Source organism: Micromonospora sp. NBC_01405 (assembly GCF_045040155.1).
GTDB lineage: Bacteria > Actinomycetota > Actinomycetes > Mycobacteriales > Micromonosporaceae > Micromonospora.
The window spans coordinates 2,209,019-2,224,540 of sequence record NZ_CP109532.1; the positions used below are offsets into that span (position 1 = coordinate 2,209,019).

At 72.1% G+C, this 15,522-nt stretch carries 18 protein-coding genes; 2 read left to right on the forward strand and 16 right to left on the reverse strand.

Annotated elements, in window-relative coordinates:
- Positions 1 to 112 precede the first annotated feature (112 nt).
- The 13 genes from OG559_RS08705 to OG559_RS08765 all read right to left on the reverse strand — a co-directional run bounded on the left by OG559_RS08705 (position 113) and on the right by OG559_RS08765 (position 11,025).
- Positions 113 to 1,069, reverse strand: a complete 957-nt coding sequence (locus OG559_RS08705) for an amidohydrolase family protein (RefSeq protein ID WP_405114116.1) — start codon at positions 1,067 to 1,069, stop codon at positions 113 to 115.
- Between the two features lie 39 nt (positions 1,070 to 1,108).
- Positions 1,109 to 1,879, reverse strand: a complete 771-nt coding sequence (locus tag OG559_RS08710) for a GntR family transcriptional regulator (protein WP_405114118.1) — start codon at positions 1,877 to 1,879, stop codon at positions 1,109 to 1,111.
- A gap of 200 nt (positions 1,880 to 2,079) precedes the next feature.
- Positions 2,080 to 2,961 carry a fumarylacetoacetate hydrolase family protein gene (locus OG559_RS08715; protein WP_405114121.1) on the reverse strand — a complete coding sequence of 294 codons (882 nt, stop codon included), beginning with the start codon at positions 2,959 to 2,961 and terminating at the stop codon, positions 2,080 to 2,082.
- Positions 2,961 to 3,371: a RidA family protein gene (locus OG559_RS08720; RefSeq protein WP_405114124.1), complete on the reverse strand. Its 411-nt coding sequence runs from the start codon at positions 3,369 to 3,371 to the stop codon at positions 2,961 to 2,963. The genes OG559_RS08715 and OG559_RS08720 overlap by 1 nt, the downstream gene beginning before the upstream one ends.
- A gap of 27 nt (positions 3,372 to 3,398) precedes the next feature.
- On the reverse strand, positions 3,399 to 3,935 hold the full coding sequence (locus OG559_RS08725) for a cupin domain-containing protein (RefSeq protein WP_405114126.1): 537 nt from the start codon (positions 3,933 to 3,935) through the stop codon (positions 3,399 to 3,401).
- A complete protein-coding gene (locus OG559_RS08730) occupies positions 3,932 to 4,303 on the reverse strand; it encodes a cupin (protein ID WP_405114128.1) in 372 nt (123 codons plus the stop codon). Before OG559_RS08730 ends, OG559_RS08725 begins: the two co-directional genes overlap by 4 nt.
- Positions 4,304 to 4,332: 29 nt before the next feature.
- A complete protein-coding gene (locus tag OG559_RS08735) occupies positions 4,333 to 5,937 on the reverse strand; it encodes an FAD-dependent monooxygenase (protein ID WP_405114130.1) in 1,605 nt (534 codons plus the stop codon).
- Positions 5,934 to 6,668 carry an SDR family NAD(P)-dependent oxidoreductase gene (locus OG559_RS08740; RefSeq protein ID WP_405114132.1) on the reverse strand — a complete coding sequence of 245 codons (735 nt, stop codon included), beginning with the start codon at positions 6,666 to 6,668 and terminating at the stop codon, positions 5,934 to 5,936. The genes OG559_RS08735 and OG559_RS08740 overlap by 4 nt, the downstream gene beginning before the upstream one ends.
- 32 nt (positions 6,669 to 6,700) lie before the next feature.
- A complete protein-coding gene (locus tag OG559_RS08745; RefSeq protein WP_405114134.1) occupies positions 6,701 to 7,780 on the reverse strand; it encodes an Ldh family oxidoreductase in 1,080 nt (359 codons plus the stop codon).
- A complete protein-coding gene (locus tag OG559_RS08750; RefSeq protein ID WP_405114135.1) occupies positions 7,777 to 8,577 on the reverse strand; it encodes an ABC transporter permease in 801 nt (266 codons plus the stop codon). The genes OG559_RS08745 and OG559_RS08750 overlap by 4 nt, the downstream gene beginning before the upstream one ends.
- Complete coding sequence (locus tag OG559_RS08755; RefSeq protein WP_387021421.1) at positions 8,574 to 9,341, reverse strand: ABC transporter ATP-binding protein; 768 nt, start codon at positions 9,339 to 9,341, stop codon at positions 8,574 to 8,576. Before OG559_RS08755 ends, OG559_RS08750 begins: the two co-directional genes overlap by 4 nt.
- A 60-nt stretch (positions 9,342 to 9,401) precedes the next feature.
- A complete protein-coding gene (locus OG559_RS08760) occupies positions 9,402 to 10,400 on the reverse strand; it encodes an ABC transporter substrate-binding protein (RefSeq protein WP_405114137.1) in 999 nt (332 codons plus the stop codon).
- 148 nt (positions 10,401 to 10,548) lie between these two features.
- A complete protein-coding gene (locus OG559_RS08765; RefSeq protein WP_405114139.1) occupies positions 10,549 to 11,025 on the reverse strand; it encodes a hypothetical protein in 477 nt (158 codons plus the stop codon).
- Positions 11,026 to 11,135: 110 nt separating this feature from the next.
- Between OG559_RS08765 and OG559_RS08770 the strand changes: the two genes are divergently transcribed.
- On the forward strand, positions 11,136 to 12,305 hold the full coding sequence (locus OG559_RS08770) for a serine hydrolase domain-containing protein (RefSeq protein ID WP_405114141.1): 1,170 nt from the start codon (positions 11,136 to 11,138) through the stop codon (positions 12,303 to 12,305).
- A 42-nt stretch (positions 12,306 to 12,347) separates the two neighbouring features.
- Here OG559_RS08770 and OG559_RS08775 read toward each other — a convergent pair whose 3' ends face one another.
- The 3 genes from OG559_RS08775 to OG559_RS08785 form a co-directional block, all read right to left on the reverse strand.
- Entirely contained in the window at positions 12,348 to 13,043 is a 696-nt protein-coding gene (locus tag OG559_RS08775; protein ID WP_405114143.1) for a pentapeptide repeat-containing protein, read from the reverse strand.
- A 9-nt stretch (positions 13,044 to 13,052) separates the two neighbouring features.
- The gene (locus OG559_RS08780) at positions 13,053 to 13,928 is read right to left on the reverse strand and encodes a riboflavin kinase (protein WP_405114145.1); all 876 of its coding nucleotides are present in this window, start codon (positions 13,926 to 13,928) and stop codon (positions 13,053 to 13,055) included.
- 151 nt (positions 13,929 to 14,079) lie between these two features.
- Positions 14,080 to 14,415 carry a YnfA family protein gene (locus OG559_RS08785; RefSeq protein ID WP_405114147.1) on the reverse strand — a complete coding sequence of 112 codons (336 nt, stop codon included), beginning with the start codon at positions 14,413 to 14,415 and terminating at the stop codon, positions 14,080 to 14,082.
- 182 nt (positions 14,416 to 14,597) lie between these two features.
- Between OG559_RS08785 and OG559_RS08790 the strand changes: the two genes are divergently transcribed.
- The gene (locus OG559_RS08790; protein WP_405114149.1) at positions 14,598 to 15,506 is read left to right on the forward strand and encodes an SDR family oxidoreductase; all 909 of its coding nucleotides are present in this window, start codon (positions 14,598 to 14,600) and stop codon (positions 15,504 to 15,506) included.
- The last annotated feature ends 16 nt before the right edge of the window (positions 15,507 to 15,522 follow it).

The window sequence follows — 15,522 nt, forward strand, 5'->3', positions numbered from 1 at the left end:
CATGTCCGAGTCATCCCCCACGGCCACAGCCGGTCAGGCCAGCCACCACCCCGGCCCTGCGCGTCCCATGAATGGATGCTGAAGGCAACGTGCAGGACCAGGGGTGCCGTGGTCACGGACCAGCGGGTGCCCGTCCCAGGGCCCGCGCCGCGTTGTCGGTGGCCACCTGCCGGGCGTAGTCCCCGCCCCGGTGGGTCACCGTGGCGGCCGGGTCGGCAGTGCCCATCGGGAACGGCCAGTCGCTGCCGAGCACCAGCCGGTCCGCGCCGAAGACCGACACCGCCAGGTCGACCACCGCCGGGTCGTGGGCGAGGTTGTCGACGTAGAGGGTGCGCACCGCCTCGGCCGGAGTGGGCGACAGCACCGGTACGCCCGGCCGGGTGGTGGTGTGCCCGCGCTCCCAGCGCCCGACCACCGCCGGCACGCAACCGCCGCAGTGCACCAGCACGAACCGGATCCCCGGGTGCTCGCCGAGCACCCCACCGAAGACGAGCTGGGCCACCGCCACCGTCGTCTCGACCGGGTTTCCCAGCAGGTTGGCCAGGTAGTAGGGCTCCAGGCGGGGATCCGCCGAGTGCGCGGGGTGCAGTTGCAGGGTGCGCCGGTCCGCGTCGAGACGCTGCCACAGCGGGCGTAGCGCCGGGCCGTCCAACGGCCCGGCGTCTCCACCGGCGGCACCGACCACCCCGGCCCAGCGGTCGTCGGCGGCGATCCGGTCGTACTCGGCGAGCGCCACCTCGGGGTGTTCGAACGGCAGGTACGCCAGCGGGGTGAGCCGGGGCCGGTCGGCGACCACGGCGAGCAGACCGTCGTTGACCGCGCGGACCCACGCCGCCGCCTCCGGCCCCGACAACCGCTGGCGGTAGAAGGGCGGAGGCACGCTGACGATCGCCTCGTCCAGCCCCGCCCGGTCCAGGTGGTCTTCGAGCCGGTCCGGGTGGTACAGGTCGGTCGGGCCGACCCGCTTGCCGCCGAGAAGGGCCGCGCCGTCACCGTCGACCGCGACCCCGGGAAGATCGGCGGGGCGCAGGTCGGGGGCGAGGTGGGCGTGCATGTCGATGCCGGACACTGGTCTTCCTTATCGGTTGGGCCCGACCGGGGCCGGTGGTCATCTGCCGGTACGCGCGCGCACCGGCTCCCGGGCCGCGGGCACCTCTGCGGCGTCGATGTTCATCTTGCCGATCACCCGGTCGGCCGCGTGCTGGATGTGGACCTGCACGGCGGCCACCGCCGCCGTCACGTCCCCCGCCACACACGCGTCGAGGATGGCCCGGTGCTCCCGGACCCGCTCCTCGTTCTGCCCGGTCGGGGTGACCGTGGCGAACCGGTACCGCTCGCTGTTCTCCCAGACCGGCTCCAGGCCGCGCAGCAGCCAGCGCGAACCGGCAGCCCGGTAGATGGTGAAGTGGAACTCGGTGTGCGCCCGGCGGGCAGCCGTGGCGTCGCCGCGCTCGGACGCGGCGACGTGTTCGTCGAGTGCCGCCTCGGCGCGCCGGGCGTCGGCGGCGGTGAACCGGGTCGCCGCCCGCTCGATCAGCGCCGTCTCCATGGCGATCCGGGCCTCATGGGTGTCGGCCGCGTCCTCGACGGTCAGCGGCATGACCCAGGCGCCCTTGTGCTGGACCACCTCGACCAGGCCGATCGCGGCCAACCGCCGGATCGACTCCCGGACCGGGCTCATGCTCATGCCGAGCAGGTCGGCCATCTCGTTGAGCCGCAGCGGGGTGCCGGCCGGCAGCCGACCGGTGAGGATCGCCTCGTGCAGGACCGCGGTCGCCGAGTCGGCGAGGGTGCGGTGCTGCCCGTCGGCTCCACCGGCACCGACCCGACCGTCATCGCCGGCGTCACCCAGGACGGTTCTACGATGCGTTGCTGCCACGGTGTGCCTCCGGGTAAAGCCGCTGGTGGATGCCGTCCGCGTCCCGTCGTCTCCGGAAACATGCGGGACATGATCCTGGTTCATGGGTGTTCCGGGTGATCCCACAAACGCACCGGCGCGCTTTGGAAATGGTACCAATTTCGCCGCCGTGGAATGGTGCGGGGCGGTGCCACGTTGCCCCGTCCCGCACCCGCCAGGGATCAGTGCAGCTTCGTGAGCCGCACTCGGTTTCGCAGCTCACCGAGCCCTTCCACCCGGGTCACCACCAGGTCGCCGTCGTTCAGGAACACCTGCGGATCGCGGGCGTTCCCGATGCCGCTCGGCGTTCCGGTGAGCACCACGTCGCCGGCCCGCAGGGTCATCCCCCAGCTCAGTTCGGCGATGATCCGGGCGAATGGGAAAGCCATCTGCGCGGTCGACGCGTCCTGGAGCACCACACCGTTCACCTCGCACCGGATGCGCAGGTCAGCCGGATCCGGCACCTCGTCGGCGGTGGTCAGCCACGGCCCGAACGGCATGGTGGCGTCGATGCTCTTGCCCTTGAGCCATTGACCGCCGTGCGCGCGTTGCAGGTCGCGCTGCGACACGTCGTTGGCGACGCAGAACGCCGCCACGTACGACATCGCGTCCGCCTCGCTCACCGAACGGCAGTCCGCGCCGATGACCAGCGCCACCTCCGCCTCGTAGTCCCACTTGGCGGAGATCCGCGGGTCGTAGGCGATGTCGTCGTACGGGCCGACGACCGTGTCCGGGCCCTTGGTGAAGAAGGTCGGGTGCTTGGGGGGTTCCGCGGGGTCCTGCCCCTCCCGCTTGCCGCGCGACTCCTCGAAGTGGTCCCAGTAGTTCCAGCCCGTGCAGAGGATGTCCCGGTTGAACCGGCGCAGCGGCGCGTCGAGCCGGACCTCGGCCAGCGGCACCGCCTCGACCTGCCGCGCGGCGGCGCGAACCGCGTCCAACGCGTCCGCGCCACCCCGGATCGCCTCGTCGAGCCCGCCCAGCTCGGCGGGGAGCACGGCGACGGTGTCACCGTGCACCACCCCGATCCGCCGGCCGCCCTCGGCGAGCACGCTGGCGAGCCTCATCAGGCGTCCTGCCCGTCGTCGATCACGGCGATCGCGTTGATCTCGATGAGGTAGTCCTTGTTCACGAACTTGGAGACCTCCACCATCGTCGAGGCCGGCGGCTCACCGGTGAAGTACTGCCGGCGCACCTCGTGGATGGCGTTGAAGTCCTCCATGTTGCGGACGTAGACGTCCACCCGCACGATGTCCTCCAGCGACCCGCCGGCGGCCGTCATCGCGGCGCGCAGGTTCTGGCAGACCTGGTGCGTCTGGGCGGAGACGTCACCGACGCCGGTGACCCCGCCGGAGCGGTTGCGGGCGGTCATGCCGGACACGAACACCATCCGGCCCCGCGCCCTGACCTGGGTGGCCTGGGCGAAGTGACCGTTCGGGACGGCCAGCTCGGGGGAAACGATCTGCTGCTTGGGCATGGTCATCCTCTCTTTCCGAGGGTGGGGCTAGTGGGCGTCCGCCGGATCGGTGTACCACTGCGGCTGGGTCGGGTAGTGCGGCCCGTCGTAGATCTCCAGCAGGACGCTCTCCTCTTCGGCGAGCGTCGGCCCGTGCAGGCTGCCCTTCGGGTTCCAGTAGAAGGAGCCCGAGGTGAGGGTCAGCCCGGTGGGCACGTAGGTGTACCGGCCGCTGAGGCAGAACATGAACTGGTTGGACGCGTGCGAGTGGCGCAGCGGGATGCCGGACCCCTTGCGGAACCGGATCAGCGAGATGGACGCCTCGGTCTCGTCGTCGCGCCACAGCGCCTTGTGCGAGAGGCCGGCGAGCGTCTTGTCCGCCCAGTCCAGCTCGTCGGTCTGGAGCAGGATCTCGCGGAACCGGGCCAGCACCACGCCGCCCGGGGCGGGCACCAGTTCCTCCCGCGACCGGTCGGCCGCCTCCCCGCCGTAGTTCGACGGCTCGGAGAGGTTGTTGGCCCACTCCTGCGGGTCGACGCCGGCCGGCACCGGCGGGGCCGGCACGAGCGGAGGCAGGTCGCTCACTGGTCGTCCTGACCGGCCACGAGGTTCTCCCCGAGGCACTTCAGCTCGACGAGCCGGCTGTGGTAGCGGGTCGTGCCGTGGTTGGTGAGCATGTGGACCTCGCCCGGCGCGCGGTAGACCACCCCGCCGACGGCCTCGTGCACCAGCCGCGGGTCGCCGCCGGCCAGCGCGTCGATCCGGTTGTCGGCGGCCGCCAGCGCGATCACCAGGTACGGGTTGAGGTGGTGGTGCCAGGGCTGCTGCTCGCCGGGCTCCAGGCTGATCTCCCAGACCCGCACCTGGTCGTTCTCGAAGACCACCCGTTGGCCGACGGCGCCCAGCTCGACCTGGCTTCCGTCCGGGGCGGTCGCGTGACCGTAGTTACTCATTGTCATCCCTCTCGCAGACGATGGGGTGGTCAGGCCGGGTCACGGGGCGGTGGGCAGCCGGTGATCCGGGCGTAGAGCTGGGCGGCCGTGTCGACGCCGGTGGCCGGATCGAACGGGACGATCGCCGCGACGTGCCCGTCCGGGCGGACCAGCACCAGGGTGTCATCGGCGACCCCGAACCGGCGTCGCACCCGGTCGCCCGGGTCGAACAGCGCCCGGTCCCGCAGCCCGGAGTCGTGCGGCGCGTCCCACCGGCTCACCACGTGGTGCCGCAGCGCGGGCGAGTCCTGCGGCGGCAACGCCGGCCCCCGGCGGGGGTCGGTGAAGTACAGCGCCACGAAGGCATCGGCCACGAGGTCGTGCAGGTGCACCGTGCCGGACTGGCCGAACAGCGGCAGGTCGGGGCTGCGCGCCCCGGCCAGCACCGGCAGCGGCTCGTCCCCGGCGGCGACCATCGACCAGTCGCCCGTGCCGTCCACGTCGAGGCGTACCCCGAGCATGGCCCGGGTGAACGCGTTGCCCCAGTTGCCGGCGGTCATCACCCCCGGGTCGTCCGCCCGCCGGGCCATGTAGGCCCGCGCCGCCGCGGCCATCGACGCGGAGCCCTTGGTGGCGACCGGCTCCTGCTCGACCTGGTAACCGTCGAGCAGGCTCTCCTCGGCCCAGCCACGCAGCACCCAGGCCATCCGCCAGGGCAGGTTGGAGGCGTCCAGGACGCCGGTGTTCAGGCCCAGCGCCCACATCGGCGTGATCAGGTGCGCGGCGTCGCCGAGCAGGAAGACCCGCCCGTCCTGCCACCGGTCGGCCACCCGCTGGTGGACGTTGTAGACGTTGGTGCCGACGATCTCCAGGGTCTTGGTGTCCCCGATGAACCGGCGCGCCTTGTCGACCAGTTCCTCCCGGCTCGGCTCGGCCTGCCCGGCTGGCAGCGGGTAGAGGAAGCGCCAGCAGTGCGGCTGGCGGACCAGGATCATCCACTCCTTCGGGTCACCGAAGTAGGCCAGGTACGGGTAGTCGCGGGGGTTCTCCACGTCCAGGTCGACCTTGAGGTCGACCAGCATGTACCGCTCCTGGTACGTCTCGCCCTCGACGACCGCGCCGATCTGCTCCCGGACGACGGACCGGCCGCCGTCGCAGGCCAGCAGGTACCGCACGGGCACGGTCCGCTCCCCCTCGGCGGTACGCAGCCGCAGGTCCACCCGGTCCGGATGCTGGACGAAGTCGAGCATCCGGTGCCCCATGTGCAGCGCGCCGGGGGCGGTGGCGTCCAGCCGCTGCCGCAGGATCGGCTCCAGCTCGTGCTGCGGGATGTTGATGATGAACGGGAACCGGGTGTCCTCGGTCAGGTCGCCGGTCCGGACGCTGAGCGTCTGGGTGTTGGTGGCCCGGTCCAGCTCGCCGATCTCGTCGATGCGCAGCGACCCGGCCAGCACGTCGTCCAGGGCGCCGTACCGGTGCAGCACCTCCAGGGTGCGGGTGAGGACGGTGCCGGCCTTGGTGTCCAGCGACAGCCGCTCGTCCTCCTCGAAGACGACCACCGGTACGCCGTAGTGGGCCAGGCCCAACGCGGTGACCAGGCCGACCGGCCCGGCACCGACGATTCCCACCGGCAGCTGCTCGGTCGTGTCGCTCATTTCGCCTCGCTCATCGGGTACGCCCGGTCACGGGTAAGGGTGGATCCGGTCATGGTCGCCGCAGGTGAGAGCAGGAACATCAGCGGCCCGACCACGTCGGCCGGCGTGCCGATGCCGGTCGCCCGCTCCCAGTGTTCCCGTTCGCCGCCGGTCGGGTTGGCCTGCTGGAACTGCGGGGTGTCCACCACGCCGGGGAAGACGGTGTTCACCCGGATCCGGTGCTCGGCGACCTCGGCGGCGAGCGACTTGGCGAAGGCGATCAACGCCCCCTTGCTCGCCGCGTAGGCCGACGCCTGCGCCCGGCCGGCGGTGGCCAGGCCCGAGGCGAAGACCAGGATCGTGCCCGAGCGGCGGGCGATCATGTCCGGCAGGACCGCCTGCGCGCACCAGAGAACCCCGTCGAGGTTCACCGCCATCGTGCGGCGCCACTGCTCGGGGTCCATGTCGACCACGTCGCACCGGGGCTGCACCGCCGCGCCGGCCACCAGGGCGTCGATCCGGCCGTGCTCGGCGAGCACCCGGGCCACGGCGGCGTGCACCGCGTCCCGGTCGGACACGTCCACCCGGTGCTCGTGCACCCGCCCGCCGGGGTGCGGCTGGCCGGGTGTCACGTCGAACACCACGGCCGTGCCGCCCGCGTCGGCGTACGCGTGGGCGAGGGCGGCGCCGATCCCGTTGGCGCCGCCGGTGACCACGAGCACCTCGCCGGTGGCATCGAAACTGGCCTGCATGACTTCCTTCTCCTTCCTCGGACCGGACCGGCTCAGCCGGCGCTGCCCGGCGCGGTGAGCGGCACGCCCAGCCCGGCGGCGACCTCCACCAGCCCGGCGAAGACCGACGGCTGGAGCGCCACGCCCTCGCGCAGCGCCCGGTCGTACCGGCCGGCTTCGATGTCGCCTGGCAGGTGGACCTGTTCCACGCCGGGTGCCAGCGCGGAGCCGAGCACCTGGCCGGTCAGGTCGTCCACCCGGCGGGCGATCTCCTCCGCGTCCTCGGCGAACGCCTCGGCGTCCAGGGCGAGGAAGAAGTGCGCGCAGTCGTTGGGCACCGACACGTCGGCGTAGAGGCCCTGGACCGCCCGGCCGTACGCCCCGCCGGACAGCACCCCGGTGAGCACGTCGACCATGAGGGCGAGGCCGTATCCCTTGTGGGCGCCGGACGGCAGCAGGAGCCCCTTCAGCGCGGCGGCAGGGTCGGTGGTGGGCCGCCCCTGCGCGTCGGTCGCCCAGCTCGCGGGGATCTCGCGGCCCTCACCGGCGGCCAGCCGGATCTTGCCGAGCGCGGCCTCGGACAGCGCCACGTCGAGGATCACCGGCTTGCCGCCGGCGCGGGGTACGCCCACCGCGAGCGGGTTGTTGCCGACCACCGCCGAGGCGCCGCCCGGGGCGGGCATCAGCGGGCGGGTGTTGGCCGCCGCGATGCCGACGCAGCCGTTGCGCGCGGCGAAGTCCACGTAACGGAACGCCCCACCGAAGTGGAACGCCCGGCGGACGGTGACCACGCCGACGCCGTACGCCTGGGCCTTCGCCACCGCCAGCCGCATCGCCTGGTCACCGGTCAGCTGCCCCAACGCGTGGCCGGCGTCGAGCACCGCGATGGCGCCCTTGTCCCGAACCACCTCGGCCCGCTCGGCCCGGCTGACCGAGCCGGCCCTGATCCGGTCGACGTACATCGGCAGCAGCATCACCCCGTGCGAGCCGATCCCGCGCATGTCGGCGTCCACCAGGGACCCGGCGACCAGGCCGGCCGCCTGCTCGGAGAAGCCCAGTGCGCCGAAGACCGAGGCGACCGCGTCGGTGAGCCACCGGACCGGGACCGTCGGCTGGAAGTCCGGCGCGCTCATGGCCGGTCCGCCCACGGCACGAAGAACCGCTCGACTGCGGCGAGCAGGTAGAACAGCACGACACTCATCACCCCGAGCAGAATCATCGCGGCGAAGGCCAACGCGGTGTCGGCGCTCGCGCCGGAGGCGACGATCGCGTAGCCCAGCCCCTCGGTGGCACCGACGAACTCGGCGATCACCGCGCCGATGACGGCGAGGGTGATGGCGAGCTTGAGACCGACGAAGAGCTGCGGGATGGCGGCCGGCATCCGGATCATGCGGAACGTCTGCCACCAGTTGGCCTTCAGCGACCGGCCCAGCTCGACCAGGTCGGCCGGGGTGGAGCTGAGCCCGGCGGCGGTGGAGATGACGATCGGGAAGAAGCAGACCAGGAAGACCAGGAAGACCTTGGGGAACTGGCCGAAGCCCATCCACACCACCAGCAGCGGCGCGACGGCCACCTTCGGTACGGCGTTGAGCATCAGCAGCAGCGGGTAGACGGTCCGCTCCAGCATCCGCGAGGCGGTGACGATCAGCGCCAGCGGCACCCCGACCGCGATGGCCAGTCCGAAGCCCAGCAGCGTCTCGGCGAGGGTGACCAGGGTGTTGTCCCACAGGTAGCCGGCCTGCTCGACCATGGCCTGTCCCACCTGCACCGGGGACGGCAGGATGAAGCTCTCCACCTCGAAGACGACCGTGATCGCCCACCACAGGGCGACGGCGGCCACGACGCCGAGCACGGGCGGAAGGTGCTGGAGCCAGCGGGCGTCCGCGCGCGGCTTGCCGGGGCGGGTACGGCGGGACTCGGTGACCGTCACCGTGCCACCTCCTCGGGGGTCATGAGCAGGTCGTGCAGGCGGGCGCGCAGTTCGCCGAGCTCGGCCGAGTGGCCGTCGTGTCCCAGCGAACGGGGACGGGCGATGTCGATGTCCACGATCTGCCGCAGCCGGCCCGGTCGCGGGCTGAGCACGACAACCCGGTCGGCGAGCAGCACGGCCTCGTCGACCGAGTGCGTCACGAACAGGACGGTCGAGGCGTGCTTCATCTGGAGGCGCTGGAGTTCCACCGTGAGGTCGGCGCGGGTGAGCGCGTCGAGCGCGGAGAACGGCTCGTCCATCAGCAGCACCCGGGGCTGCTGGATGAGGGCCCGGCACAGCGAGACCCGCTGCTGCATGCCGCCGGAGAGCTCGTGCGGCAGGCGCTTCTCGAAGCCGTTCAGCCCGACCAGGTCGAGCAGTTCGTGCGCGCGGGTCCGGGCGTCCCGCCGGTCCAGTTTGAACACCTGGGTCGGCAGCAGCACGTTGTCGACGACCGACCGCCACGGCAGCAGCGCCGGGCGCTGGAACATGAAGCCGACGTCCCGCCGGGGCCCGTTGATCGGGGTGCCGGCGACGGTTATCTCGCCGGAGGTGGCCGATTGGAGGCCCGCCACCAGCCGCAGCAGGGTGGACTTGCCGCAGCCGGACCGCCCGACGATCGCCACGAACTCGCCGTCGGCGACCTCCAGCGACACATCGCGCAGGGCCTCCACGTCACCGGCCCTGGTGCGGAAGATCTGCGAAACGTTACGAATTCCGATCATGGTCTCGCCCCTCGCGGTGCGCGCGGCAACGGGCCGCGCGCACCGCCGTCGAAGAGGAAGTTACGGCTTTGCGATGTCGTAGACGCCGAGGTCGTCGGCGCTCGGCGTCGACTTGAGGGTGCCGGTGCCGGCGAGCAGCTTGATCATCGCCTCCACCCGCGCCCGGTCGAGCTTCCCGGCCTGCCCGCCGTCGATCAGGACGTACGGCCGCATCTCGGTGAGTTCGGCGGCGGCGACCTTCTCGTCGGCCGTCCGGTCGTGCTTCTTGAGCAGCTGGGCGGCTTCCTCGGGGTGTTCCACCGCGTAGACCAGGCCCTTGACCAGCGCCGCCGTGAACTTCTCGACCTGTGCGCGGTCGCTGTCCAGCTTCGTGGCGGAGACCAGCAGGCCGTTGCCGTACAGGTCGGGCAGCTTGTCCGCGTACGGCAGCATGGTGACGGTCTTGCCGCCGGCTGCCTTCTCCAGCAGCGGCTTGCCGGCGGCGAACTGGCCGATCGCGTCCACCGAGCCGGCGGCGAGCAGCTGCGGCAGCGACTGCGGCGAGGACGGGACGAACTTCACCGACTTGGGGTCGATGCCGGCCGCCTTGGCGTAGGCCGGGAAAATGATCATGTTGGTGGAGCCGGAGCTGTCCGCGATGCTGGAGCCGGGCAGCTTCTCCGGCGAGTCGATCGCCTTGTCCAGCGAGGCGATGCCGGCCATCGACCTCTGGTGGATGGCGGCCACCGCGCGCACCGGCATCTTCTCGTTGGCCATCGTGGTGATGACCCCGGAGAGGTCGCCGGTGCCGTAGTCGGCCTGTCCCGACCCGATCAGCTTCATGACGTCGACGGTGCCGGTGCCGGGCTTGATGGTGACGTTGAGCCCGGCCTCCTTGAAGTAGCCCTTCTCCAGGGCGACGTAGGCGTACGAGTCCCGACCGAACGTCCCGAAGGAGGTCAGGTAGGTGACGGAGGCGGCATCGGGGGAATCGGTCTTCTCCGAACCACCACAGCCGGAGACGGTGAGTGCGAGAGCCGCCGCGGCGACTGCCGCGACGAGACGGTTACGACCTGACATGTGACCTCCTGCGTGGACGGGATTTATCAAATGTCAAACTTCCCGGCCCGTCAAGACCTCGTTTTGATAACGCCGCCCAGCCCGCCACCCCGTCCGGCCTGCGGAGGGGCGATCCGCCGACCCGAGCGGCGCCCCCGGGAGCGACCCGTCAGGCGGGCGGCTTGGGCGGTGCGGCGTTGCGGAAACGCTCGTGCGCCGCCTGCCGGCTGACGCCGAGGGCGTTGCCGATCTCGGCCCAGGAGAGCCCGGCCTCCCGGGCCGCCAGCACGGCACGTTCGATCAGCGGCCGTTGCCAGCGTTCCACCTCGGCGAGGATGCCGAGCGCCTGCAACGGCCAGGCAGTGGCCAGTTCGGCCACGTTGTCCCGGAGGGTGTCGGAGCGGCCCAGCAGCCAGCCGGGCGGAGTGGCGGCCAGGATCGGCCTGATGTGTCCGCCCCACTCGGAGGTGGCCATCCAGCGCCCCTCCTCGGCAGCCGGATAGTCGCTGGCGCCGACCCAACCGCAGCCACACCGGGCCCGGTAGCCGACGGTGCCGACCGGCGCTGCGGCGTCGGTGCTCAGCGTCCCGTCCGGCAAACGGAACCCGATCAGGTTCGGGTGCCCTGGAACCGTTGCCTCCGCCATCCCGCAAGCATATGTGCGTCAGGGTTTCCTGACAGTCAACGTCAGGGTATCTTGACGCAATCGCCCCGGGCTGGTCGGTGCCCGGGCCCGACGCTCCGAGAGGAGAGCGCATGTCCGTGGTCAGCGGCACCGTCGCCCCGGGTTACGAGCCGGTCCGGGAGGCGTTCCTGGCGAACTTCGAGACGCGGTCCGAGATCGGCGCGGCCGTCAGCGTCTACCGGCACGGCCGGGAAGTGGTCCGGCTGTGGGGCGGGGTCGCCGATCCCACCACCGGCCGCGCCTGGCGGGAGGACACCCTCCAGGTGGTCTACTCGACCACCAAGAGCGTGCCCGCCGCCTGCGCCCACCTGCTGGCCCAGCGGGGGCAGCTCGACCTGGCAGCCCCGGTCGCCGGGTACTGGCCGGAGTTCGCGGCGGCCGGCAAGGGCGGCATCCCGGTCCGCTGGCTGCTGTCCCACCAGGCGGGACTGCCCGTACTCGACCGCCCGATCCCCCGGGCGCAGGCGCTGGCCTGGGAGCCGATGGTCGCGGCGCTGGCCGCCCAGGCACCCGTCTGGGAGCCGGGCACGGCGCACGGCTACCACTCGCTGACCTACGGCTGGCTGGTCGGCGAGGTGGTACGCCGGGTCTCCGGCCGCAGCCTGGGCACGTACTTCGCGGACGAGATCGGCAAGCCGCTCGGCCTGGACCTCTGGGTCGGCCTGCCCGCATCGGAGGCGTACCGGGTCAGCCGGCTCGTCGAGCAGCCGGTGGAGCAGCCCGGCACTGCGACACCCGAGGCGCTGCGGGAGATGCTCGCCCGGTACACCGATCCGACCTCGCTGGTGGTCCGGTCGGCCGCGGTGACCGACCCGCCGCTCGACCTCTCCGATCCGGAGACCTGGACGGCCGAGATCCCCTCGGTCAACGGCATCTGCACGGCGTCGTCACTGGCCCGTTTCTACGCCGGCCTGATCGGCGAGGTCGACGGGTTCCGGATCCTCGACGCGGCCACCCTCGCCACCGCCACCGCTGAACAGGCCAGCGGTGTCGACCGGGTGCTGATGGTTCCGACCCGGCCTGCGCTCGGCTTCGGTCTACCCCTGCCGGACCAGCCCTGGTGGTCGCCCACCGCCTTCGGCTTCCCCGGCCATGGCGGCTCGCTCGGCTACGCCGATCCGGCCAGCGGCATCGCCTTCGGGTACGTGATGAACGGCCTGCGCGTCACGATGACCCCGGACCCCCGAACGACCAGCCTGATCGAGGCGGTCCGGGCGGTCGCGTCCCGCCAACCGGCCTGACCCCCGCTCCGCGTGGACGCCGGACCCCGGCTCCGGCCGGGCTCACTCGCCGTCGGCGTCCTCGATGAGGATGCCCAACGCCCCCGCCAGGGTGTACGACAGGGCGGCGAGGTCCTGCTGGGCCACGATCGCCCCGGCCATGCTCGTCACGCCGCCGATCCCGGCCAGGACGCAGTTGGCGAACCGGGTGCCCTCCAACGTCGCCTGGGAGAACTGCGCACCGCTCAGGTCGCAGTCGGTGAACCGGGCCCCGCGCAGGTCCGCGTTCTGGAAGTCCGCCCGGGTCAGGTTGCACCCCTCGAACGCCACACTGGTGAAAGCCGTGAACCGCCACGACGACAGGTCCAGCCGGCAGTCCGAGACCGTCACGTCCCGCACCGCGCCGTTGATCCACTGCACGCCGGTCATCCGCGCCGTCGACAGCCGCACCCGCAGCAGTGACGACTTCTCCGCCCGCAGGTTCGCCAGGTTCGTGCTCTCGAACAGGCAGTCGGTGAACCTCGCCCCCTCCAGCCCGACCCCGCTCAGGTCCGTGCCCCTGAACCGGCACTGCGCGAACTCGACCCCGTCCGCCGACCGCCCCGACAGGTCGAGATCGAAGAAGCCCAGCCGACGGAACGTGGCCTCGTCCTCGACGGCGGCGCTCTCCACGGTCGCCAGTTCCAGCGACGCCGGTGGCTTCGGCTTCACCGGCGCCCGCCACCGACCAGCACCACCACGCGACGATCGCACCACCATCCCCGCAGGCTAGCCCAGACGCCGGGATCCCCGCGCAGCACGCAACATCGATCGAACGTTCTCGACGTCCCGTCGCATGGCGGCGATCAACTCCTCGATCGAGTCGAAGCGCTCGGGTACGCGTACCCGCTCGACGAAGTCGGTTGTCACCGCCTGGCCGTAGAGGTTGGCGGCAACGTCGAGCACGTATGGCTCCACGGTGCGTCGGCGGCCCGCGAAGGTGGGGTTCCGGCCGATCGAGATCGCGGCGGGATAGCGGACACCCCCGGCCATGTCCCCGTCGGACCAACTCCTGTCCACCACGGTGAACCAACCCGCGTAGATGCCGTCGCCGGGCACCACCGAATGCTCGGCGAGGGCGAGGTTCGCGGTGGGAAAGCCGAGACCGCTCCCCCGGCCCTCGCCGTGCACGACCACCCCCGCCACCCGGTGCGGGCAGCCCACCGTCTCCGCTGCCGCGGCCACGTCACCCGCCAGCAGGCGTTCCCTGACGTAGGCCACGGACAGCCGGTCCGGCTGCGGTTGCCCGGACGGGTCGACGGCATGCACGGCCACGCCGGCAAGCCGGCCCAGCGCCGCCGGGTCGCCCCCGCCGCCGGCAACGGCCGCCGGGTCGAGCACCAGCGCCACCGCCGGCAGCTTCGCCACGAGGGTGGCGACCGCCGACTCGTCCCAGCCGCCGCCTGCGGGCACGACGGCGAGCGGCTGCACACAGATCGCGTCGACGCCCAGGCCCGCGAGCAGCCGTCCGTCGTCCTCGACGGCTGCGGCCTCGGCCGGCGAGGACACCAGGAACAGCAGCACGCAGGCCACCCCGAGTCGACGTGCCTCCGCGACGCCGCTCCACACCGGCCGGTTGCCTCCGGGCTGCGATCCGTCGCTCACGGCAAGGACGCACGGGCCCACATCGGAAGGTACGTCTGAGACGCCTCGCCAGATACGCACCGCGCAACCTTACCGGCCTGGCGGGGCGACCCCGCCGAGCTCGGCGAGCGCACGGTCACCCGCTCGGCCGGCCCAGGTCCGGCGGAGCCGGTCAGGCGCCGCGCGGGGCGTACATGATGACGGCGACGCCGAGCAGGCAGATGGCCGCGCCGGCCAGGTCCCACCGGTCAGGGCGAAACCCGTCGACGAACACGCCCCAGGCGAGCGAGCCGGCCACGAACACCCCACCGTAGGCGGCCAGGATGCGGCCGAAGTTCGGGTCAGGCTGGAAGGTGGCCACGAAGCCGTAGGCGCCGAGGGCGATCATGCCGGCGGCGACCCACCACAGGCCCCGGTGTTCGCGCCAGCCCTGCCACACCAGCCACGCGCCGCCGATCTCGGCGATCGCGGCGAGGGCGAACAACAGCAGCGAACGGAGGACTGTCACCTGCCGGACCGTACCCCAGCCGCCTTCGCCGGCCCCGCACCGTGACTCCCGGCGAGGCCGGACAGCGAACCAGCCGGCGCTTCACGGCCCGGATCTGGTTGGGCGGGCCGGGTAGGGGAATCGGGCCGGGTAGGGGAATCACTGACCAGTACCGCGCACCAGCGGCAAGAAGGGATGGGATCGTGAGCCACGACCAGCACGACCAGCACGACCGGCAGGACCCCCAGGAGCAGTTCCGCACCCCGGACGAGCAGACCGGCGGACGGCAGTCCGCCCCCGGGAAGACCTGGAAGATGCCCGACGCCCCCGACCACGGCGAGGAGAGTTACCGGGGCACCGGCCGGCTGACCGGGAGGCGGGCCATCGTCACCGGCGGCGACTCCGGCATCGGCCGGGCCGTCACCCTCGCCTTCGCCCGCGAGGGCGCGGACGTGCTGATCACCTACCTGCCCGAGGAGGAGGCCAACGCCGAGGAGACGGCCCGGCTGGTACGCGACGCCGGTCGCACGGTGGTGACCGTGGCGGGCGACATCCGCGAGGAGGCGCACTGCCAGGAGATCGTCCGGCGGGCCGTCGACGAGCTCGGCGGCCTGGACATCCTGGTGAACAACGCCGCCCACCAGATGTCGCAGGCCGGCGGGCTCACCGACATCAGCACCGAGCAGTTCGACCGGGTGCTCAAGACCAACCTGTACGCGATGTTCTGGCTCTGCAAGGCGGCGGTGCCGCACCTGGCACCCGGCGCGACGATCATCAACACGGCGTCGATCCAGGCGTACCAGCCCTCTCCCGACCTGTTGGACTACGCCACCACGAAGGCCGGCATCGTCAACTTCACCAAGGGGCTGGCGCAGAGCCTGGCGGACAGGGGCATCCGGGTCAACTGTGTGGCGCCCGGCCCGATCTGGACCCCGCTGATCCCGGCGACCATGCCCCCGGAGAAGGTCGAATCGTTCGGCGCGGATGTGCCGCTGGGTCGGGCCGGCCAGCCGGCCGAGCTGGCCCCGGCGTACGTCTTCTTCGCCTCCCAGGAGTCCAGCTACGTCACGGGCGAGGTGCTCGGGGTGACCGGTGGCAGGCTGCTGCCGTGACCGGTGCTGGCCCGCC